15 protein-coding genes are annotated in these 21,557 nt (G+C 73.3%); 4 read left to right on the top strand and 11 right to left on the bottom strand.

Features of this window, described 5'->3' with window-relative positions; all coding sequences use genetic code 11:
- Positions 1 to 35: 35 nt before the first annotated feature.
- From AC5L30_RS15845 to AC5L30_RS15805, 9 genes are all read right to left on the bottom strand, one after another.
- Positions 36 to 1,100, bottom strand: a complete 1,065-nt coding sequence (locus tag AC5L30_RS15845; protein ID WP_494868064.1) for a hemolysin family protein — start codon at positions 1,098 to 1,100, stop codon at positions 36 to 38.
- Positions 1,097 to 2,452: a hemolysin family protein gene (locus AC5L30_RS15840; RefSeq protein WP_494868062.1), complete on the bottom strand. Its 1,356-nt coding sequence runs from the start codon at positions 2,450 to 2,452 to the stop codon at positions 1,097 to 1,099. The genes AC5L30_RS15845 and AC5L30_RS15840 overlap by 4 nt, the downstream gene beginning before the upstream one ends.
- Before the next feature lie 182 nt (positions 2,453 to 2,634).
- Positions 2,635 to 2,994: a monovalent cation/H(+) antiporter subunit G gene (mnhG, locus tag AC5L30_RS15835; RefSeq protein WP_494868282.1), complete on the bottom strand. Its 360-nt coding sequence runs from the start codon at positions 2,992 to 2,994 to the stop codon at positions 2,635 to 2,637.
- Positions 2,994 to 3,257 carry an MrpF/PhaF family protein gene (locus tag AC5L30_RS15830; protein ID WP_112586633.1) on the bottom strand — a complete coding sequence of 88 codons (264 nt, stop codon included), beginning with the start codon at positions 3,255 to 3,257 and terminating at the stop codon, positions 2,994 to 2,996. Before AC5L30_RS15830 ends, mnhG begins: the two co-directional genes overlap by 1 nt.
- On the bottom strand, positions 3,254 to 3,865 hold the full coding sequence (locus AC5L30_RS15825) for a Na+/H+ antiporter subunit E (protein ID WP_494868060.1): 612 nt from the start codon (positions 3,863 to 3,865) through the stop codon (positions 3,254 to 3,256). The genes AC5L30_RS15830 and AC5L30_RS15825 overlap by 4 nt, the downstream gene beginning before the upstream one ends.
- The gene (locus AC5L30_RS15820) at positions 3,862 to 5,367 is read right to left on the bottom strand and encodes a Na+/H+ antiporter subunit D (protein ID WP_494868058.1); all 1,506 of its coding nucleotides are present in this window, start codon (positions 5,365 to 5,367) and stop codon (positions 3,862 to 3,864) included. The genes AC5L30_RS15825 and AC5L30_RS15820 overlap by 4 nt, the downstream gene beginning before the upstream one ends.
- Entirely contained in the window at positions 5,367 to 5,846 is a 480-nt protein-coding gene (locus tag AC5L30_RS15815; protein WP_494868057.1) for a Na(+)/H(+) antiporter subunit C, read from the bottom strand. Before AC5L30_RS15815 ends, AC5L30_RS15820 begins: the two co-directional genes overlap by 1 nt.
- A gap of 232 nt (positions 5,847 to 6,078) precedes the next feature.
- Positions 6,079 to 8,913: a Na+/H+ antiporter subunit A gene (locus AC5L30_RS15810; protein WP_494868056.1), complete on the bottom strand. Its 2,835-nt coding sequence runs from the start codon at positions 8,911 to 8,913 to the stop codon at positions 6,079 to 6,081.
- A gap of 217 nt (positions 8,914 to 9,130) precedes the next feature.
- Positions 9,131 to 9,517, bottom strand: coding sequence for a hypothetical protein (locus tag AC5L30_RS15805; RefSeq protein ID WP_494868054.1), 387 nt, complete (start codon positions 9,515 to 9,517; stop codon positions 9,131 to 9,133).
- A 178-nt stretch (positions 9,518 to 9,695) separates the two neighbouring features.
- Here AC5L30_RS15805 and AC5L30_RS15800 point away from each other — a divergent pair, with 178 nt between their 5' ends.
- Positions 9,696 to 14,366, top strand: a complete 4,671-nt coding sequence (locus AC5L30_RS15800; RefSeq protein WP_494868053.1) for an ATP-dependent helicase — start codon at positions 9,696 to 9,698, stop codon at positions 14,364 to 14,366.
- Positions 14,367 to 14,588: 222 nt separating this feature from the next.
- On the opposite strand, the gene AC5L30_RS15795 is transcribed toward AC5L30_RS15800, so the two are convergent.
- The gene (locus AC5L30_RS15795) at positions 14,589 to 15,146 is read right to left on the bottom strand and encodes a hypothetical protein (protein ID WP_494868052.1); all 558 of its coding nucleotides are present in this window, start codon (positions 15,144 to 15,146) and stop codon (positions 14,589 to 14,591) included.
- 163 nt (positions 15,147 to 15,309) lie between these two features.
- Here AC5L30_RS15795 and AC5L30_RS15790 point away from each other — a divergent pair, with 163 nt between their 5' ends.
- Positions 15,310 to 15,552 (top strand): CPCC family cysteine-rich protein, encoded by a 243-nt coding sequence (locus AC5L30_RS15790; protein WP_494868050.1) that lies wholly within the window; start codon positions 15,310 to 15,312, stop codon positions 15,550 to 15,552.
- 35 nt (positions 15,553 to 15,587) lie between these two features.
- Here AC5L30_RS15790 and AC5L30_RS15785 read toward each other — a convergent pair whose 3' ends face one another.
- Positions 15,588 to 16,850 (bottom strand): DUF8814 domain-containing protein, encoded by a 1,263-nt coding sequence (locus AC5L30_RS15785; RefSeq protein WP_494868049.1) that lies wholly within the window; start codon positions 16,848 to 16,850, stop codon positions 15,588 to 15,590.
- 109 nt (positions 16,851 to 16,959) lie between these two features.
- Between AC5L30_RS15785 and AC5L30_RS15780 the strand changes: the two genes are divergently transcribed.
- Together AC5L30_RS15780 and AC5L30_RS15775 are read left to right on the top strand one after the other, a co-directional pair.
- On the top strand, positions 16,960 to 17,769 hold the full coding sequence (locus AC5L30_RS15780) for a DNA-formamidopyrimidine glycosylase family protein (RefSeq protein WP_494868047.1): 810 nt from the start codon (positions 16,960 to 16,962) through the stop codon (positions 17,767 to 17,769).
- Positions 17,770 to 17,934: 165 nt separating this feature from the next.
- Positions 17,935 to 21,552 carry a hypothetical protein gene (locus AC5L30_RS15775; protein ID WP_494868045.1) on the top strand — a complete coding sequence of 1,206 codons (3,618 nt, stop codon included), beginning with the start codon at positions 17,935 to 17,937 and terminating at the stop codon, positions 21,550 to 21,552.
- The last annotated feature ends 5 nt before the right edge of the window (positions 21,553 to 21,557 follow it).

Genomic DNA, 21,557 nt, shown 5'->3' with positions numbered 1-21,557 from the left:
CGCCAACTTCCGCGAAGAGGGACCACCCCTCCGATTCACCTCATTCGCCGCCCGCGCGGGACCGTGTCGGTCTCGTCGTCGAACTCCCCGATGACCTCCTCCAGGAGGTCCTCCAGGGCCACGAAGCCGATCGGCCGGGCCGGGCCACCGCCGTTGCGCACCAGCGCGAGCTGTGACTGCCGGGCCCGCATGGCCGCCACCGCCTCGGTGACCGAGGACGTCGCGGGCAGGGTGAACGCGGGCGACATCAGCTCGCCCGCGGTGGCGACCCGGCCGGTGGTGACCACCCGTACCGCCTCCCGGACGTGCACGAGCCCGCACACGTCGCCCGCCTCGTCGAGCACCGCGAGCCGGGATCGGCCGCTGTCCCGGCTGACCTCCTCGATCCGTCCGGCCGGGTCGTCCCGACGGACGGTGACCATGGTGGCGAACGGTTCCATCACCTGCGCCACCGACGTGCCCTGCAACTCCAGCATGCTGGTCAGCAGCTGGTGCTGCTCGGCGCCGAGCAGCCCGTGCTCACGGGACTGCTCCAGCAGGATCCGCAGCTCGTCCGGGCCGTGCACCTGGGCGAGCTGGTCCTGCTGGTTCACCCCGAACAGCCGCAGGATCGCGTTGGCCAGGGCGTTCAGCGCGGAGAGCACCGGCCGGGAAACCCGGGCGAAGGCGCGGAACGGCAACGCGAGCAACGTCGCCGAGCGCTCCGCGTCGGTGATCGCCCACGACTTCGGCGCCATCTCCCCCACCACCAGGTGCAGGAAGGTCACCACCCCGAGGGCGAAGACCAGGGCGATCAGGTGACTGGCCGCGTCCGGTAGGCCCACCGCGTGCAGCAAGGGGCTGAGCAGGTGCTCGATCGCCGGCTCGGCCAGCGCGCCGAGACCCAGGGTGCACAGCGTGATGCCCAGTTGTGCGCCGGCCAACATCAGCGACAGCTCGCGGACGCCATCGAGCGCGGCCCGGGCCGCCCGGCCACCGTTCGCCGCCGCCTGCTCCAGGCGGTACCGCTTGCTGGCCACCAGGGCAAACTCGGCGGCCACGAAGAACCCGTTCAGCGCCAGCAGGATCACCGAGCTGAACAGTGCGATCCCGGGGCTCATGCGATCACCCCGGGTTTGGTCAGCTGCAACCGCACCGAGTCGGCCACGTGCCGGTCCACGGCCAGCACCTCGACCAGCGCCCGAGGCTCCGCCTCGCTGTCCTCGCCGTCCGCCCCCTCGGATTGCAGGCTGATTTCCAGCCGGTCACCGACCTCCGGCACCCGGCCCAGCTCCCGCATCACCAACCCGGAGAGGGTGTCGTACTCCGGGGCCTCGGGCAGGGCGATGCCGGTGCTGTCGGCGACCTCGTCGATCCGCCAGCGGGCCGGCACCACCCAGGACCCGTCGTCCTGCCGGGCCGGCGCCCGCTCCGGTGGGTCGTCCTCGTCACGGATCGGGCCGACCAGCTCCTCGGCGATGTCCTCCAGCGTGATGACGCCGGCGAAGCCGCCGTACTCGTCGACCACGCACGCCATCTGCCGGTGCCCGGCCCGCAGGCGGTCGAGCACCGTGGGCAGGGGCAACGTCTCCGGCACGAGCAGCGGCGGCCCGGCCACCGCGCTCACCGGGGTGGTGGCCCGCTCCCCCGGGGGTACGCCGAGCACGTCGGCGATGCCGACGATGCCGAGCAGGTCGTCGACGCCCTCCGCACCGCGTACCGGGAAGCGGGAGTGGCCGGTGTCCAGCAGCTCGACCACCCGGCTCACCGGCTCGTGCGCCCGTACGGTGTGCACGTCGACCCGGGGCACCATGGCCTCGCCGGCGGTCAGTTCGCGGAAGTCCAGACCTCGGTCGAGCAGCGTGGACATCTCGGCGTCGAGGCTGCCCTCCTCGCGGGACTCGGCGATGATCTGTTCCAGGTCCGCCGGGGTGGCACCGCTGGGCAGCTCCTCGATCGGTTCGATACCGAGGCGGCGCAGCAGACGGACCGATGCCCGGTCGAAGAGCCGGATCAGCGGCCCGGCGACGGCGAGGTAGATCAGGGTGGATCGGCTCAGCGCCCGGGCCAGTTGCTCGGCCCGGGCGATGGCCAGGTTCTTCGGGGCCAGTTCACCGAGGACCATCTGCACGATGGTGGCGATGACCAGGGCCAACGCCACCGACAGCGGCAGGCTGACCGCCTCGCTGACGCCGGCCACGCCGAGCAGGTCAGCGAGACCACCGCCCAGGTACGGCTCGGCGACGTAGCCGACCAGCAGCGCGGTGACGGTGATGCCGAGTTGGGCGCCGGAGAGCATGAAGGAGAGCCGGCTGGTGACGGTCAGGGCCCGGGCGGCGGCCTGATCGCCGTCATCGGCGAGCTGGCGCAGCTTGCCCCGGTCCACGGCGACGTAGCCGAACTCCTGCGCCACGAAGTAGCCGGTGGCGGCAGTGAGAATGATGATCAGAAGGAGACCAACGACGATCAACACGGGTCGCTCAGGGCTCCCGGGGTCGTCGGTACGGGGATATGCCGGGCACGACCCGGCTGGCTACTGCTGCCCTCCTGGGCAGAAGAGTCGATCATGCCGTCATTTTATCGGCGCTGGCTGGGACTCCGCTGGGGGTGGGCCGAAGGAGCGGAACGTCCGGTTCACCCGGGGGCCGCCGGTCGTCACGCCGGCCCCGCCGACCCCCCACCCGGCCCGCGCTCGGCCAGCTCGTCGGCGTCGAGCAGGCTCCGGTCGAGCCGCCCCGACCGGTACGCTGCCCGCCCGATCATCTGCGCCGCGACCGGCGCGGTCGCCAACTGGAAGACCGCCACCAGCAGGATCATGCCCAGGTCCGCGGGGGACCGCAGCCGCAGCGCGATGCCCAGCAGCAGCAGGAGCACCCCGAGCACCTGCGGCTTGGTGGCCGCGTGCATCCGGGACAGCGCGTCCGGGAAGCGCAGTACGCCGATCCCGGCGGCCAGGCCGAGCAGCGCGCCGGCCACCAGACAACCGGCGCCGAGCCAGTCCGCGATCGTTGCGATCACTGCTGCTCCCGAACGGCGAAGCGGACCAGCGACACCGAGCCCACGAAGCCGAGCAGGGAGAGCACCACCAGCACGGGCAGGGTGGTGGCGTGTCGGTTGACCGCCGCCTCGGCGCCCACCGCGCCGACCATCGTGGCGAGCAGCATGTCCGCGGCGATCACCCGGTCCACCAGCGAGGGGCCCCGGTAGAGGCGGGTCAGCGCGAGGAGCGCGGTGACCGACAGCAGAGCGGTGAGGACGACTGCCAGGAACGTGGTCACGGGCGGGTTCCCTTCTCGGATGAGGTGACGTCGAGGTGGCGCAGTTCGGCCGTGGAGCCCACCGCGCGGACGATTCGCCGCTCGACCGCGAGCGTGCGTTCCCGGTACACGCCCAGGTCCCCGGGGCCGTGGGTGTCCAGGACGTGCAGGTAGAGCGTTGCGGAGTCCCGGTCCACCTCGAGGATCAGCGTGCCCGGCACCAACGAGACCGCCTCGGCGGTGAGCGCCAGGTTCAGGTCGGTGGACACCCGCAACCGGACCGCGATGATCGCCCCGCGCGGCCGGTAGCCGGGCTGCACGGCGATCCGGGCGACGTGCAGGCTCGCGCTGACCAGCTCGACGACGAACCGGCCCGCGAACACCAGCAGCGCCCGCGGTCGCAACCGGCCACCGAAGCTGACCGCCGGCAGCGGGAAGAAGACCAACACGGCCGCGCCCACCAGCAGACCACCGACCAGGTTGGCCCAGTTGATGTCGCCCCAGAGCAGGTTCCAGACCACCACCAGCCATGCGAGCGCCAGCGCCTGGTCCCGCCAGCGTCCGAGCCGGCCCCGCCCCATGACGGCGGGCCGGGGGGCGTCGGGAGCCGGCTCAGGGGAACCGGTCACGGCACACCGCCCGGCAGCACGGCACGGACGTACGGGGTGCGCATCCGCAGGTCGGCGGCCGCGTCGGCGGTGACGTCGAAGAGCGGACCGGCCAGCACGGTCAACGCCAGCCCGAGCGCGACCAGGGCCACGGTCGCCCCGACCATCAGCTTCGGCAACCGGGCGGCCGACTCGCTGGTGGCCAACCGGGGCGCGCGCCAGAACGCGATGTTCCACACCCGGGACGCCACATACAGGGTGAGCAGGCTGGTCAGCGTGCCGGCCGCGACCAGCACCCCGGGCAGCGGCCCGCCGGCCGCCACCCCGGCCTGGAGCAGTCCGAGCTTGCCGAGGAAGCCGGAGAACGGCGGCACTCCGGCGAGATTCATGGCCGGGACGAAGAAGAGCACCCCGAGCAGCGGCGCCACCCGGGCCAGCCCGCCGATGCGACGCAGGTCGGTGCTGCCGGCTCGCTCCTCGACCAGCCCGGCGACGAGGAACAACGTGGTCTGGATGGTGATGTGGTGCACCACGTAGAAGATCGCCCCGGAGAGCCCGGCAACGGTGCTCAACGCCACCCCGAAGATCATGTAGCCGATGTGACTGACCAGGGTGAACGAGAAGAGTCGCTTCAGGTCGGACTGGGCCACCGCACCGAGGATGCCGATCACCATGGTCAACCCGGCGACGACCATGAGCAGCACGTGGGCCCGCCCACCGGGAAACAGCAACGTCTCGGTGCGGATGATCGCGTACACACCCACCTTGGTGAGCAGACCCGCGAAGACGGCCGTGACCGGGGCCGGCGCGGTGGGATAGCTGTCCGGCAGCCAGGCCGACAGCGGAAAGACCGCCGCCTTGATCGCGAAGGCCAGCAGCAACATCAACTCCAGGGCCAGCCGGACGCCGTCGGGCAGGTCGTCGAGGCGCTGGGCGAGCTGGGCGAGGTTGAGCGTGCCGGTGGCCGCGTACACCAGACCCACCGAGGTCAGGAAGATCATCGAGGAGAGGATGCTGACCACCACGTACGTCGAGCCGGTCCGGATCCGGGTCTCGGTGCCACCCAGGGTGATCAGCACGAAGCTGGCAGCCAGCAGGATCTCGAACCCGACGAAGAGGTTGAACAGGTCACCGGCCAGGAACGCGTTGGTGACTCCCGCGGTGAGCACCAGGTACGTCGGGTGGAAGATCGACACCGGCGAGCTCTCGCTCGTCTCGCTGCGACCCTGCCCGATCGAGTACAGCAGCACGCAGAGGGTCACCGCCGAGGAGACCACCAGCATCAGCGCGGCCAACTGATCGGCCACCAGGACGATGCCGACCGGCGCCGGCCACGCCCCGACCGCCGCCACCACCGGCCCGTGCCGGTACGCCTGCACCAACAGCAGCAACGCCACCGTGAGCGTGCCGCTCAGGCACAGCACGCTGATCGCGCGCTGGATTCGGGGCTTCCCGGCCAGCAGCAGGGTCAGCGCCGCACCGAGCAGCGGCACCACCACCGGCAGCGGCAGCAGGGTGCTCATCACGCGTCGTCCCCGTGTCGTAGCCGTCGGCGGGCCGGCTCGGGATCGACCTGTTCCGGGTCACCGTTCGGACCTTCCCCGCCGAAGTCGACCGCGCCCATCTCGTTCCGGTCGGCGCGGCGGATGATCTGGCGGTCCTCCAGGTCGTCGGGGACCTCGTCGTCGCCGGACAGATACCAGCTGCGGTACGCCACCGCGAGCAGGAACGCGGTGAACCCGAAGGTGATCACGATGGCGGTCAACACCATGGCCTGCGGCAGCGGGTCACTCATCCGCTCCACCGGCCCGGTGCCGACGACCGGCGCCCCGCCCGGCCGCCCGCCCAACAGGATCAACAGGTTCACCCCGTTGCCGAGCAGAATCACCCCGAGCAGGATCCGGGTCAGGCTGCGCTCCAACAGCAGGATCACCCCGCACCCGACCAGCACCGCGACGGCCAGCACCAGCACCAACGTCGGCCCCGCACCGCTCGCCGTCACGCTGCCACCTCTGTTCGCGACTGCGGGGCTCGCAAACCCGGCTCACTCCTCGCGCTCACCGTGCCACCTCTGTTCGCGACTGCGGGGCTCGCAAACCCGGCTCACTCCTCGCGCTCACCGTGCCACCTCTGTTCGCGACTGCGGGGCTCGCAAACCCGGCTCACTCCTCGCGCTCACCGTGCCACCTCTGTTCGCGACTGCGGGGCTCGCAAACCCGGCTCACTCCTCGCGCTCACGCCCGGTCTCCCTTGTCGACGGCCAGCCCGCCGGTGGCCGTTCCGGTCGCCTCGATGTGCCGGTCCACCTCGGCACCGAGGCTGCGCAGGATGTCCAGCACCAACCCGATCACGACCAGGTACACGCCGATGTCGAAGAAGAGCGACGTGACCAGGTGGGTGTCGCCGATCAGCGGCAGCGACTGGTCGACCTTCGCGCTCTCCAACACCGACCCACCAACCAGCAGCGCCACCACGCCGCTGCCCACCGCCATGGCCAGCCCGGCGCCGAGAATCGCGCCGGCGCCGATCGGGGCCGCCTCGGTCAACTCGTACCGGCCGCCAGCCAGATACCGGACCACCAGGGCGAGACCCGCCACCAGCCCGCCGGCGAACCCGCCGCCCGGCGCGTTGTGCCCGGAGAAGAGCAGAAACAGCGAGAAGAGCACCACGGTGTGGAAGATCAGCCGGATGACCACCTCCAACACGATGGAGCGGCGCTCCTCGTGGAGGGTGGGCCCACCGCGTAGCCAGACCGGCCGGTCGCGGCCACCCACCCGCTGGTCCGACTCGGGTCGGCGCGGTCGCGGCCCGGTGCGGGAGCGTTCGAAGATCAGGCTGGCCACCCCGGTCGCGGCCACCACCAGCACCGCCAGCTCGCCCATCGTGTCCCAGGACCGGATGTCGACCAGGGTCACGTTGACCACGTTGCGGCCGTACCCGTGCGCCACCGCCAGATCCGGAAAGGCGGCGGAGATGTCCGGCGCCCGGCGGGCCCCGGCGGCGGTGAGGGCCAGCCCGGCGGCGACCAACCCCGCCGCCACCCCGATCACCCGACGGACCCAACGGGTGCGGCGCAGCGGGCGGGCCGAGAACCGCTCCGGTAGCCGACGCAGCACCAGCACGAAGACCGCGATCGTCGAGGTCTCCACCAGAAACTGGGTGAGCGCCAGGTCGGGCGCTCCGTACAGCACGAACAGCATCGCCGTGCCGTAGCCGGTCATGCCCACCAGCAGCATCGCGGTCAGCCGGCGACGGGCACCGACCGCCAGCACCGCCGCCACCGTGATCACCAACACGACCACCGGTTGCAGCAGGTTGTCCCAGAGCGGAAGCCGCGCCCGCCAGGGGCCGGCGGAGAGCATCGCCGTACCGGGCACCAGCACCAGGGTGACCAGGATGATGCCCAGATACTGCGGCAGTGAGCCGCGCTGGGTCGCGCTGGTGACCTCGATCGCCAGCCGGTCGAACCGGCCCACGACCCACTCGTACCCCTGGTTGCCCCCCACCGGTGACCGAAGCCGGGCCAGCACCGGGGCGAGCGGCCCGCGCACGGCGAAGAGCAGACCGCCGCCGACGAGCGCCAGCACGGACAGGCCGAGCGCGGGGGTCGGCCCGGCCCAGAGCGCCAGGTGCGCGTCGACCCCGCCGAGCAGATCGGCGTACGGGCGCAGCAGGTCGTCCAGCACGCTCGCGGCCGGGCCGGCGAGCAGACCGACACCGGCGAGCACCGCGGGCGGAACCAGCAGCGACGCGGCGATCGACCCCGGCGGGACCGGTGCCACCCCGGGCCGGTCGGCGAACGCCCCCCAGAGGAAGCGGGCGCTGTAGGCGACGGTGAGCACCGTCCCGGCGACCAGGCCGGTGAGGAGCACCGGCTGGTCGGTGAACGCCCCGAACACCGCCTCCTTGGCCACGAAACCGACCAGCGGCGGCACCCCCGCCATCGACGCCGCGGCCAGCACGGCGACCACGAACAGCGGCCGGGACCAGTGCCGCAGCCCGGACAGCTCGCGCAGGTCACGGGTGCCGGCACCGTGATCGATGATGCCGACGACCAGGAACAGCGCCGCCTTGAACAAAGCGTGTGCCAGCAGCATCGCGGTGCCGGCCAGCGCGGCGTCCGGGGTGCCCGAGCCGGTCACCGCGACCAGCAGGCCGAGCTGACTGACCGTCCCGTACGCCAGCAGCAGCTTGAGGTCGGTCTGGCGCAGCGCGGCCCAACCGCCGAGCAGCATGGTCGCCACGCCGGCGACCTGCACCACCGGCCGCCACGGGCCGACCGTGGCGAGCACCGGCGCGAGCAGCCCGACCAGGTAGACGCCGGCCTTGACCATGGCGGCGGCGTGCAGGTACGCGCTGACCGGCGTAGGTGCCGCCATCGCCACCGGCAGCCACGAACTGAACGGCAACACCGCCGACTTGGACAGCGCGCCGGTCAGGATCAGCAGCACGGCGCCCACCAGGTACCCGCCACCGGGCAGCGGCTGCGCGCTGATCTCCGACCAGTGGTAGCTGCCGGCGTGCTCGCCCAGCATGATGAAGCCGACCAGCATGGCAAGCCCACCCAGCGTGGTGACGGTCAACGCCTGCGCCGCCGCCCAGCGGCTGGACCGCCGTTCGGTGCTGTGCCCGATCAGCAGGTACGAGAAGATCGTGGTCAGCTCCCAGCCGACGTAGAGCAGCAGCAGGTCGTCGGCGAAGACCAGGACCAGCATCGCGCCGGCGAAGGCGACCAGGACCGCGGCGAACTGCGCCATCCCGATGGAGCCGGCGCTGAAGTAGCGGGCGCTGTAGACCAGCACCAGCGCGCCGACGCCGCCGATCAGCAGCGTCATCAGCCAGGACAGCGTGGTGAGCCGGAACGCGATGTCGAGGCCCAACTGCCGGATCCACGGGTACGTCTCGACCACCGCCCCGCCGTGGGCGACGGCCGGGGTGCGTGCCACCGCCCAGCAGAACGCGGCGGCCGGCGCGAGCGCCAGCGGATAGCACGCGCGCGGACCCCACCAGCGGACGAACAGGGGCGCGGCGAGAGCCGCCACGAGATGGAGGATGAGCAGTACCAGCACCTGCGCTCCCGATCGACATGGCCGACGCCCGTGGCAGCGGTGGCGCCTAGCAGCGATCAGACGCCAGTTCGTTCCCCGCCGGGCGGTTTTGCCGGAATCCGCCCGCCAACCCCACCCAGCCCCGACCCAGCCCCAGACCGTTGATCAAGAGATTTGCGTCGTCCGCGCCCGCGTTTCTGACATAAAGCTCTTGATCAACTCAGGAGGGGCGGGTGGGTCAGCGCAGCAGCGCGTTGTTGAGGGGTTGCACGTCGTCGGGTGTGGGGTGGTCGCGACACAGCTCGGTCAGCAGGTCGGGGCGGCCGAGTTGACGGGCGACCCGGTCGACCACCCGCTCGGCGGCGGTCAGCGACCGCACCGAGAGCAGGCGGCCACGGCTCTCGCGACGCAGCACGAAGTAGTGGACGGCGACGCGGACCTGCCCCCGATCGGCGGCGCTGGCCTGGGCGGTGCAGAGGACCAACTCGCGCAGGCAGCGGGCGAGACGTTCGGCGAGCTCGAGCTCGGGGCCGTGCAGGCCGGCGCGGAGCGCGGCGAGGTGGCTGTCGACCTTGCGAATCAGCACGTCGGTGCCCGGTTCGACGGTGCGCTGCTCGCCGGCCATCAAATCCCCTCACCCCGGTTCGCGTTGCGAGTGAAGTTACTTTATGTTGCTCCTTAGAAGCAAGCAGTTAAGTGAGACTTAACGTATTAAGCGCACGTTCCACGCTTTTTGCCTTTTGCTGGCCCATTCCGTCGTGAGGTCGCTCGTAGATGTCGGACCGGCGGGGCACGATGGACCGGTGACCGGGGCAGACGCAGACGCCGGCGCGGTGCTCGCCGGGTTCGGCCCGGCCACCCGCGCCTGGTTCGACAACGCCTTCGCCGCCCCGACCGCCGCGCAGACCGGCGCCTGGCGATCGGTCGCCGCCGGTCGCAACGCGCTCGTGGTGGCACCCACCGGCTCGGGCAAGACGCTCGCGGCCTTCCTCTGGTCACTGGACCGACTCGCCCGCGAGCCAGCCCCGACCGAGGCCCGCCAGCGGTGCCGCGTGCTCTACGTCAGCCCCCTCAAGGCTCTCGCCGTCGACGTGGAACGCAACCTGCGCGCCCCGCTGGCCGGCATCCGGCAGGCGGCCACCCGGCTGGGCGTCGCACCGCCCGACATCACCGTCGGCATGCGCACCGGCGACACCCCCGCCGACGAGCGACGCGCCTTCGCCCGCACCCCGCCCGACATCCTCATCACCACGCCCGAGTCGCTGTTCCTGCTGCTCACGTCCGCGGCTCGCGACTCGCTGCGCGGCATCCAGACGGTGATCATCGACGAGGTGCACGCGGTGGCCGGCAGCAAACGCGGCGCCCACCTCGCCCTCTCCCTCGAACGCCTCGACCAGCTGCTGCCCGCCCCGGCGCAGCGCATCGGCCTCTCGGCCACCGTCCGGCCGATCGAGGCCTGCGCGCAGTTCCTCGGCGGCGCCCGCCCGGTCGACGTGGTGCAGCCGGCGACCCCGAAGACCATCGAGGTCAGCGTGCAGGTCCCGGTGGAGGACATGACCCGCCTGGACGAGCAGGAGCAACCACCGGAGGACGACCTCGGCGGCCCCGGGCCACGTCGGGCGTCGATCTGGCCGGCCGTGGAGGAGCGGGTCTTCACCCTCATCGGGCAGCACCGCTCGACCATCGTCTTCACCAACTCCCGCCGCAGCGCCGAGCGCCTCTGCGCCCGGCTCAACGAGCTGGCCGCCGAGGCGGTGGCCGCATCCGCGTCGGACGAGAGCGCGATCGGCGTACCGGAGGGGTTGCCGGCGGGCGACGACCCGGCGGGCGACGACGGCCCGGCGTCGGGCGCGCAGCGCTGGGGTGGCCCCGCCGGCCCGGTGCGCAACCGGCCGCCGGCCGAGGTGATGGCCCAGTCCGGCGCGGCCACCGGCGCGGCGCCCGTGATCGCCCGCGCCCACCACGGCAGCGTCTCCCGGGAGGAGCGCAAGCACATCGAGGAGGCGCTCAAGTCCGGCCAGCTCCCTGCCGTGGTGGCCACCTCCAGCCTGGAGCTCGGCATCGACATGGGCGCGGTCGACCTGGTGGTGCAGATCGAGGCGCCGCCGAGCGTGGCCGCCGGGCTGCAACGGGTCGGCCGGGCCGGGCACCAGGTGGGTGCGATCTCCCGTGGGGTGGTCTTCCCCAAGCACCGCGGCGACCTGCTCTCCTGCGCGGTGGTCGCCGAGCGGATGACCGAGGGCGCGATCGAGGAGCTGCACTACCCGCGCAACCCACTGGACGTGCTGGCCCAACAGATCGTCGCGATGGTCGCGCTGGAGCCATGGCCGCTCGGTGACCTGGCCGTGCTGGTCCGCCGGGCCGCACCCTTCGCCGAGCTGCCCGACTCGGCGCTGCACGCCGTGCTGGACATGCTCTCCGGCCGCTACCCGTCCACCGCCTTCGCCGAGCTGCGCCCCCGCCTGGTCTGGGACCGGGCCACCGACCTGCTCACCGGCCGCCCCGGCGCGCAACGACTCGCGGTGACCAGCGGCGGCACCATTCCCGATCGGGGCCTGTTCGGGGTCTTCCTGGCCGGCGCCGAGCGGGCCGCCCGAGTCGGCGAGCTGGACGAGGAGATGGTCTACGAGTCCCGGGTCGGCGACGTCTTCCTGCTCGGCTCGTCCTCCTGGCGGATCGAGGAGATCACTCCTGACCGGGTGCTGGTCTCGCCCGCCCCGGGGCAGGCCGCGCGGATGCCGTTCTGGAAGGGCGACCAGCTGGGCCGGCCGGTGGAGCTGGGCCGGGCCATCGGCGCCCGGGTGCGCGCCCTGCTGCGACAGACCGACGAGGCGGCACTGGTCGCGCTGCGCGACGGCGGGCTGGACGACTGGGCCGCCGGCAACCTGATGGCCTACCTGCGCGAGCAGCGGGAGGCCACCCGCTCGCTGCCCGACGACCGCACGGTCGTGGTCGAGCGGTTCCGCGACGAGCTGGGTGACTGGCGGCTGGCCGTGCACAGCGTGCTCGGTGCCCGGGTCAACGGGCCCTGGGCCCTCGCAGTGGGCCGCCGGCTGGCCGAGCGGTACGGGGTCGACGCCCAGGTGATGCCCTCCGACGACGGCATCGTGGTGCGACTTCCGGACACCGCCGACGAGCCCCCCGGCGCCGACGTGGTGGTCTTCGAGCCCGACGAGATCACCCAGCTCGTGGAGGAGTCGGTCGGCACCTCCGCCCTCTTCGCCGCCCGTTTCCGGGAGTGCGCCGCCCGGTCACTGCTGCTCCCCCGCCGCGACCCGCGCCGCCGCCAACCGCTCTGGCAGCAACGGCAACGCGCCGCGCAACTGCTCGACGTCGCCCGCGAGTACGCCGACTTCCCGGTCACCCTGGAGGCGGCCCGGGAGTGCCTCCAGGACGTCTTCGACCAGCCGGCGCTGGCCGGGCTGATGCGCGACCTGGCCACCCGCAAGGTACGACTGGTCGAGGTGGAGACCACCGCACCGTCCCCGTTCGCGCGCTCGCTGCTCTTCGGCTACGTCGGCGCGTTCCTCTACGAGGGCGACGCCCCGCTCGCCGAACGCCGCGCCGCCGCTCTGGCTCTCGACTCCACGCTCCTCGGCGAGCTGCTCGGCCGGGTCGACCTGCGGGAGCTGCTCGATCCGGCGGTGCTCACCGAGACCGACCGGCAGCTGCGGTGGCTGACCGAGCAGCGCCGCCCCCGCGATGCCGAGGACGTCGTCGAGCTGCTGCGGGTGCTCGGTGACCTGAGCGACGCCGAGTTGACCGAGCGGGGAGTGCCGGAGACGTGGCTCAGCGAGCTGGAAGCCACCCGCCGGGTGCTGCGGGTCCGGATTGCGGGCGAGCAGCGCTGGGTGGGCGTCGAGGACGCCGCCCGGCTGCGCGACGCCCTCGGCGTGGCGCTGCCGATGGGGGTGGCCGAGGCGTACCTCGCCCCGGTGGCCGATCCGCTCGGTGACCTGGTGGCCCGCTACGCCCGCACCCACGGGCCGTTCGCCGCGGCCAGCTGCGCGGCCCGGTTCGGGCTCGGCGTGTTCGTCGTCGAGCAGGCGCTGCGCCGGCTCGGCGCCACCGGTCGGGTGGTCTCCGGGGAGTTCACCCCGGATTCGGCCGGCGCCCAGTGGTGCGACGCCGAGGTGCTGCGGATGCTGCGCCGCCGCTCGCTCGCGGCGCTGCGCCGGGAGATCGAGCCGGTGCCGCCCCGGACGCTGGCGACGTTCCTGCCCCGCTGGCAGCAGGTCGGCTCGTCCGCCCGAGGGGTGGAGGCGCTCGCCGCCGCGGTGGAGCAGTTGCAGGGCGCGACGGTGCCGGCGTCCGCCCTGGAACGGTTGGTGCTGCCCGCCCGGGTCGCGGACTACTCCCCCGCCCAGCTCGACGAGCTGTGCGCGAGCGGGGAGGTGCTCTGGGCGGGGGCCGGCGCGATCTCCGGGGGTGACGGCTGGGTCACCTTGGCGTACGCGGACGCCGCGCCGCTGCTGCTTCCGCCGCCCGACGAGGCGTTGACCCGTACCCCGCTGCACGACGCGGTGCTCGACGCGCTCGGCGACGGGCAGGCGCTGTTCTTCCGCCCGCTGGCCGACCGGGTCGGCTCGACCGACGACGCCGCGCTGACCGGGGTGATCTGGGACCTGGTCTGGGCGGGCCACCTCAGCAACGACACCCTCGCCCCGCTGCGCGCGGTGCTCGGCGCTGGCGGCGCGCACCGCTCCCGGCCGTCCGCGCCCCGCACCCGATACCGGCGGCCCGGTCGGGTGGCGCTGCCGACCCGGGGTGGCCCGCCGACCGTCGCCGGCCGCTGGTCACGTCTTCCGGACCGGGATTTCGACCCGACCCGGCGGGCCGCCGCGCTCGCCGACCTGCTGTTGGAGCGGCACGGGGTGGTCACTCGGGGTGCGGTGATGGCCGAGCAGGTGGTCGGCGGGTTCTCGGCGGTCTACCCGGTGCTGTCGGCGCTGGAGGAGCGCGGCGCGGCCCGCCGGGGTTACTTCGTCGAAGGGCTCGGCGCGGCGCAGTTCGCCGTACCGGGTGCGGTGGACCGGCTGCGCGCGCTGGCCGAGCCGACCGACGGCGCCCGGGGGCGGGGCGCGGTGGCCACCGTGCTCGCCGCGACCGACCCGGCCAACCCGTACGGCGCGGCGCTGCCCTGGCCGGAACGGGTGGTCGACTCGGGCGACGGGGCCACCCCGGCGACCGGGCATCGGGCCGGCCGCAAGGCGGGCGCCCTGGTGGTGCAGGTCGGTGGCGACCTCGTCCTCTATGTCGAACGCGGCGGCCGCACGCTGCTCTCCTTCAGCGACGACACCGACACGCTGGCCGCGGCCGGCAAGGCGCTCGCCGACGCCGTCCACTCCGGGGCGTTGGGCGCGATGTCGGTGGAGCGGGCCGACGGCGAGGCGGTGCACTCCTCGCCGCTGCGCGACGCGCTCACCACCGCCGGCTTCCGGGCCACTCCTCGCGGCCTACGCCTGCGCGGCTGACCCGGTCTCCTGCTCGCGCCGGCTGTTCTTCGCCTCGCTGGGCGAAGCTCGCGAGCAGCCTCGGTGGCGGCGCGGCGGCCGAACCCGTCCCACCCCCTCTAAGGGGCCAGCCCCGCCGGGACGCGTGATTGGGCGATATACCTGTGAGTCATAGATATGCCTCACAGGTATATCGCTGCGAAGACAGACATGCCCCGGGCCTCGGGGGCCGCGGCTCGGTCCTCAGCGCAGGCCGTTGAGCACCTTCTCGTAGCGGGGCCGGTCGGCGGCGGGGGTCTTGGCCTCCAGGTAGTTCAGCACCACCGCACCCCGCTGGTACGACTGGCCGCCCCAGGTCTCCGCGATGTCGCCGGCGCTGGTCTCGTCCGGGAACACGTAGACGGTGACGGCGTCGGTGGCCATCAGCTCGGAGCAGCCCAGGCCGAGGCCGTCCGGCCCACAGTCGACCGAGCGGTCCTTCGGGTGCGGGACCTTCAGGCCGGCGGCCCGGAATGCCTCGACGACCTGCTTCGCCCCCGGGGCGGTGGCCGGACGCTTGGGCAGCACCACCGGCGGCGGGCTGGCCGGCCGCCGCTGCGTCGTGCCCTGCGCCGCACCGGAGGGCGGGGCCGCACCGTCGGCACTCGGCGAGGCCGGGGGCGTTGGCAGGCCGGTCGGGGCCGCCTCGGACGAGACGGATGGGGTCGCGTTCGGGCTGCCGTCGTCGTCACTGCCACAGCCGGCGGTCAGGGCGACGGCGACCAGCAGGATTCCGAGCGCGGGGAGGTTCCGAGTTGTCACCAGGGCAGTCTGCCCAACGTCGTCCGGCGACGGGAGGGGCCGGTCGGCTACTGCGCTGTCCCGTATCCGCCAGCAGCGGGCGGGCCCGCGGACCTCCTCGCGGCGTCCCCGGGGGACCTGCTGCGGGTATCGGGCTGATGTTCGACTGTGGAATGCTTCTCCGGTGGGTGAGCATGTGGTTCCTGTGGGCTGTCCCTGCTGTGCATCCCGGACCGGCGGGGGGACCTGCCCCGTCTGTTTCTGGACCGACGACGGCCAGACCGACGCCGACGCCGACGCCGTCCGGGGTGGCCCCAACGGCGACCTGAGCCTCACGCACGCCCGCCTCAACTACGCCGTCTACGGTGCCAGCCACCCGCGCTACCAGGACATGGTGCGCATGGCTCGCCCCGACGAGCGCCCCTGACACACTGACCGGGCGCCCGACGGGGCGAGCGTGGTTCAGCAGACCGGCACGCTGCCGCCGTACACGCTGGAGATGTACGCGTGGCTGACGTACTGACCGCTGGCCAGGCGGTTCCAGCGGGTGGTGGTCCGGAAGGGGCCGGCGATCGACTGGCCGGTGACGTAGCACTGGATCGGCACGTGGGCCAGCCGGGCGGCGAGGCCACGGGTCGCATACGACGTGCTGGCCCCGGTGCGGATGTTGAGCGGCCCGTCGCCGACCACGCCGCGCGGCCCGCCCCCGGTCCACAGGTAGGCGACGTCCACCCAGGCGTTGGTGGTCAGCCGCAGCCCGTCCCAGAACGTGCCGTCGGCCAGGTCGATGCCGGCCGGGTTGAGCACGGTCCGCCCGAACTGGTCCCGTCCGCCGTTGTAGCCGGACTGGTACGCGGCCTGCGCCTCGGGCCGGCCCTGCGGCAGGTTCTTCCAGTTCTCCCGGACCGATGACGGGTTCCAGTAGTCGTCGCGGGTGTTCCACGGCCCGACGTCCCAGACCGGGGCGTACTCGCAGCGGGAGCCGCTGGTGGTGCACACCCGCACGGTGTAGTCGCCGGTGTTGAGCGGGGAGAGACCCCGCCGCGACGGCAGCGCCGCGAAGTGGTCCCGGGGTTGCACGGTACGGCCGTTGGCGGTCAGCTCACCGACCAGCCCGATGCGGGTGGCGTACACCCGGTAGGTGCGGCCGGGCGTGGCGGCGGACACGGCGGCGTTCGCGTCGGCGGTGAGCTGCACGCCGCGTACCGTCGCCGTGGCGCCGCCGTTCGGGGCGGTGAGCACCACCCGGGTCTGCACCCGGGTGACGGGCCGGTCGAAGACGGCGCCGGCGGTGGCCGCCCGCCACTCCGTCCAGCCGGCGGCCCGCCAGCCGCGGACCTGTGCCTCCACGGTGGCCCCGCTCGGGACCGCGGCGCTGATCTCGGCACGGACCCGGGTGGCCGGCCGGGCGAGGGTGCGGGGAGCGGTCAGCAGCATCCCCTCGGCGACCGCGCTGTGCGGGCTGCGGGCGCCGCGCCCGGTGGACCGGGCCTCCCGCAGGCGGAGGCCGTCGGCGGTGCGCCGGACGTTGACATCGTCGCGGTCGACGATGGTGAGGTCGGCGCTCCACCGTTCGTCGCCGGGTGCGGCGGCGACGAGGGTGATCGGGGCATCGCCGGGCGCGGCCGGGACAGGACCGGTGGCGGCTAGGAGCGCCGCGGTGAGCAGCAGGGCGAGGGTGGCAATGAGGGCGACGGATGGGATACGACAACGGGGTCGCGTCATGGGCATTCTCCTCAGAACCCCCTGACCTTCGCATGTCAGGAGATCATGAGGAACCTGTGTACAAATAGCGACACATGCGAATCTTGCTCGAAAGAGAGAGGATGGCAGGGTGCCCGAAGGCGACACCGTCTGGAACACCGCGCGCGTGCTGCACCGCGCGCTGGCCGGCGCGCGGATCACCGGCAGTGACTTCCGGGTGCCGCAGCTGGCGACCACGGACCTCACCGGCTGGACCGTCCGCGAGTCGGCCAGCCGGGGCAAGCACCTGCTGCTGCGGCTCGACGCTCCGACCGGGGAGCACTGGACCCTCCACTCCCACCTGCGGATGGACGGCGCCTGGCGGGCGTACGCCCCGGGGGAACGCTGGAGCGGGCGGCCCGCGCACCTGATCCGGGTGGTGCTGCGCAGCCCCGGCGCCGTCGCGGTCGGCTACCACCTGCACGACCTGGCCCTGGTGCCGACCGCCGAGGAGGACCACCTGGTCGGCCACCTCGGCCCCGACCTGCTCGGCTCCGACTGGGACCCGGCCGAGGCGGTCCGTCGGCTCGCCGACCACCCGGAGCAGACCATCGGCGAGGCGCTGCTCGACCAGCGCAACCTGGCCGGCGTGGGCAACCTCTACAAGTGCGAGGTGCTGTTCCTGCGCGGCGTGTCACCGTGGACCCCGGTCGGCGTGGTGCCCGATCTGCCGGGCCTGGTGGCCCTCGCGCAGCGGCTGCTCGCCGCCAACCGCGGCCGGTGGACGCAGAGCAGCACCGGTTCGCTGCACCGGGGGCAGACCAGCTACGTGTACGGCCGTCGCGCCCAGCCCTGCCGCCGCTGCGGCACCGCGATCCGCAAGGAGGAGCTGGGCGAGCGGGTCACCTACTGGTGCCCGGTCTGCCAGCCCGAACGCCCGGGTCCGTCGTCATCCGGCTGACCAGGCTCTCGCCGAACGAAACCCATCGCAGAAACGGACGATTGGGTAATTCCTAACCGGCCGCCGGAGTCGCATGCTGCGGTTGAGCGCTCACCGACCGTCAGCAGAGTGCCGAGGTCCCCCACGCCGGGGTGGCGGACCTCGCGCCCCGAACCGGGGGAAGTCATGGCGATGTTCCGCAGACTCCGCTCCACCTTCTTCGCGCGGACCACCCGCGACACCGACGCCCGCGCCAACGGCCGGGCGGCGTCCGTGCCGGCTGCGCGTACCGCCGAGGAGGCCGTTGCGACGCCGAGCCTGGACCCGGCCGTGGTGCCCCGCTACTTCGGCCCCGTGCCGAACTTCGCCCACAGCCCTCGCCCGACGCGTGACCCGAACGGGCAGGTGGCAGCCGGGACCGGGCTGCGCAAGTTCGTCGACCCGCTGCCCCTCCCCGGCCAGCCCGGCCGCGGCGATCTCGGCAGCCACCTGCCGGTGGCAGCGCCGGACACGATCAGCTATCCGGGCTGCGACTACTACGAGATCGGCCTCCAGGAGTACGCCCAGCGGCTGCACCGCGACCTGCCGGCCACCCGGTTGCGTGGCTACCGGCAGCTCAACCTGGGCACCGACCCGGCCGGACACAACACGGTGGTGCCTCCGGAGCGACCCTGGCACCTCGGGCCGATGATTCTCGCCCGTCGGGGTCGACCGGTCCGGGTGAAGTTCATCAACCAACTCCCCACCGGTCGGGCCGGCGAACTGTTCCTGCCGGTCGACGACACCATCGAGGGCGCCGGCCTGGGCCCGCTGGACGGACCGGCGCCGTACCCGCAGAACCGGGCCGTGCTGCACCTGGCCGGGGCGCAGACCGGCTGGACCAGCGCGGGCAACCCCGGGCAGTGGATCACCCCGGCCGAGGAGATCACCCCGTACCCGACCGGGCCCGGACTGGCCCACGTGCCGGACATGCCGGCGCCCGGGGCCGGGGCCACCACGCTCTACTTCCCGAACGAGCAGAGCGGCCGGCTGCTGTGGTTCCACGACAACACCCTCGGCCTGGCCCGGCTCACCGCCTACGGTGGACAGCTCGCGCTCTACCTGCTCACCGACCCGGTCGAGGAGCAGCTCGTCGCCGACGCGGTGCTGCCGGCCGACCAGCTGCCCCTGGTGATCGAGGACAAGACGTTCGTTCCGGACGACACCCAACTCGCCGCCGAGGACCCGACCTGGGACCGGGAACGCTGGGGCGCCCGGGGCAGCCTCTGGCACCCGCACGTCTACCAACCCCGGCAGAACCCGTACCGGTCCGGCGGACGTAACCCCACCGGTCGGTGGGACTACGGCCCCTGGTCCCGCAACTCCGCCCCGGACGACGCCCACGCCGACGGCTGGGTGCCGAACCCGTACCACGACCCGGTCGACGCGCCGGACGAGCCGCCGCTGAGCCCCGGCGTACCGCACCCGTCGGCCGTCCCCGAGGCGTACGGCGACACCCCGCTCGTCAACGGCGTCGCCTACCCGTACCTGGAGGTGCGGCCGCGCGCGTACCGGTTCCGGATCCTCAACGCCTGCCTGGACCGCAGCCTCAACCTCCAGCTCTACCGCGCCTGCTCCGACGCGGCGATGTGGACGGCCGACGGCGCGCTCGCCGATCCCGACGCCGGCGAGGTGCCGATGGTGCCCGCCGCGCGGGCGGCGGACCGTCCGGCGGGGTGGCCGGCCGACGGACGCGACGGCGGTGTGCCGGACCCGCGCGCCGCCGGCCCGGAGTTCATTCAGATCGGCAACGAGGCCGGCCTCCTGCCGGCACCGGTGGTGCTGCCGAACCGACCGGTCGGCTACCGCTACGACCGGCTCGACCCGACCGTGCTGAACGTCGACGGGCACACCCTGCTGCTCGCCCCGGGCGAACGAGCCGACGTGCTGGTCGACTTCTCCGCCGTGCCACCGGGCAGCACGCTGATCCTGTACAACGACGCCCCGGCCCCGCTGCCCGGCTTCGACCCCCGCTACGACCAGCACACCGACGCCCCGGACCGCGGCGCCGAGGGTGGCCCGCCGCCGACCGAACCGGGGTACGGCCCGAACACCCGCACCCTGCTCCAGTTCCGGGTCACCGGGACGCCCGCGCCGCCGTACGACCTGAGCCGGCTGCGCGAACGGCTGCCCCTGGCGTACGCGGCCAGTCAGCGCCCGCCGATCGTCCCGCAACCGGCGTACGACCCGGCGTTCGGAACCCGGACCCCGGCGCAGACGACGGTGCCGGTGCACGCCACCACGGTGACGTTCACGCCGACGGCCGGCACCGGCCCGGTGACCCTGCCGATCGCGGTCAAGGCCGCACAGCAGATCTTCGAACCGGACCACGGCCGGCTGGCGGGCCGGCTCGGCGTCGGGCACCCGCACGCCGGGCCGCTCAACCCGACGACGCTGCCGCTCGGTGCGACCGACCCGGTCACCGAGGTGCTCTTCACCACCGACCCCGCCGTGCCGGTGGGCGCTCCCACCGACGGCACGCAGCTCTGGCGGATCAGCGGCAACGTCCGGCAGACCGAGCCGTTGCACGTCGGCGGCTGCGACGTGCAGGTGATCAACCGGGTTGGCTGGGACGGCACGCTGCGGCTCCCGCACGGCACCGAGCTGGGCTGGAAGGGAATCGTCCGGGTCAACCCCCGGGAGGACGTGGTGGTGGCGCTGCGCCCGATCGCGCCGGTGCTGCCGTTCAAGCTCGGTGACAGCGTCCGGCTGCTCGACCCGGGCCGCCCGGCCGGTGCACGGACCGGGTCGACGCCGGTCAGCCCGGCCGACGGGCGACCCGCCACGGTGGTCAACCAACTGGTCAACCTGGGCTGGGAGTACCGCTGGCACAGCCAACTCGCCGGCCACCGCGACGGCGGGATGAGCCGACCGCTGGTGCTGCGGGTGGCCCCGAAGGCACCGACCGGACTGACCGCCACACCGGTGCCCGGCTCGGCCACCGCGCTACCCGCGATCGCGCTGGCCTGGACCAGCAACGGTGGACGTCCACCCGCCACCAGCCACCTGCTGCAACGGGCCACCGACGCGACCTTCGGCGGTGAGGTCACCACGATCACCGTCGCGGCGGCCGCCACCCGGTACACCGACGCGACCGTCACTCCCGGGGTGACCTACCACTACCGGATCCGGGCGGAGAACGCGGTCAGCTACTCGTCCTGGTCGAACGGGGTGCCCGCGTCGGTGCACCTGGCCGCACCGAGCGGTCTGGTCGCGACGCTTCCGCCGGCCGCGCCACTGCGCGTGGCGCTGCGCTGGACGAACCGCTCCTTCGCCACCGGCATCGACGTGCAGCGGGCCACCAACCCGACGTTCACCAGCGGCCCCGGCACCACGGCGATCGGAGTCGGCGACAACCACCTGGACCCGACCGTCGCACCGGACACCACGTACTACTACCGGGTGCGGACCACCTACCTGGGCGCCGCCTCGGCGTGGTCGACGGTCGCCACGGTGACCTCGCCACCCCCGCCCGGCACCCCGACCGGGGTGAGCGCCACCGCCAACGCTCCGGGGCCGGACACCGCGACGGTGACCCTGGCCTGGGCCGCGAGCACCCCCGGCGGCCCGGGGTCCGGGTTCACCGTCCAGCGAGCGCTCGACCCGGTCTTCGACCACGAGGTGGCCACCTTCACAGTGACCGGCCGCGGCTTCACCAACACGGGGCTGGCCCGGGGGGTGACCTACCACTACCGGATCCGGTCGTTCAACGTCGTGGGCACCTCGCCGTACACCGGGCCGGTCCCGGTGACGACACCACCGTGACCGAC

It is taken from the genome of Micromonospora sp. BQ32 (genome assembly GCF_059358895.1).
Note: the sequence above shows the minus strand (reverse complement) of the source record. Positions and strands in the feature narration are given on the sequence as shown.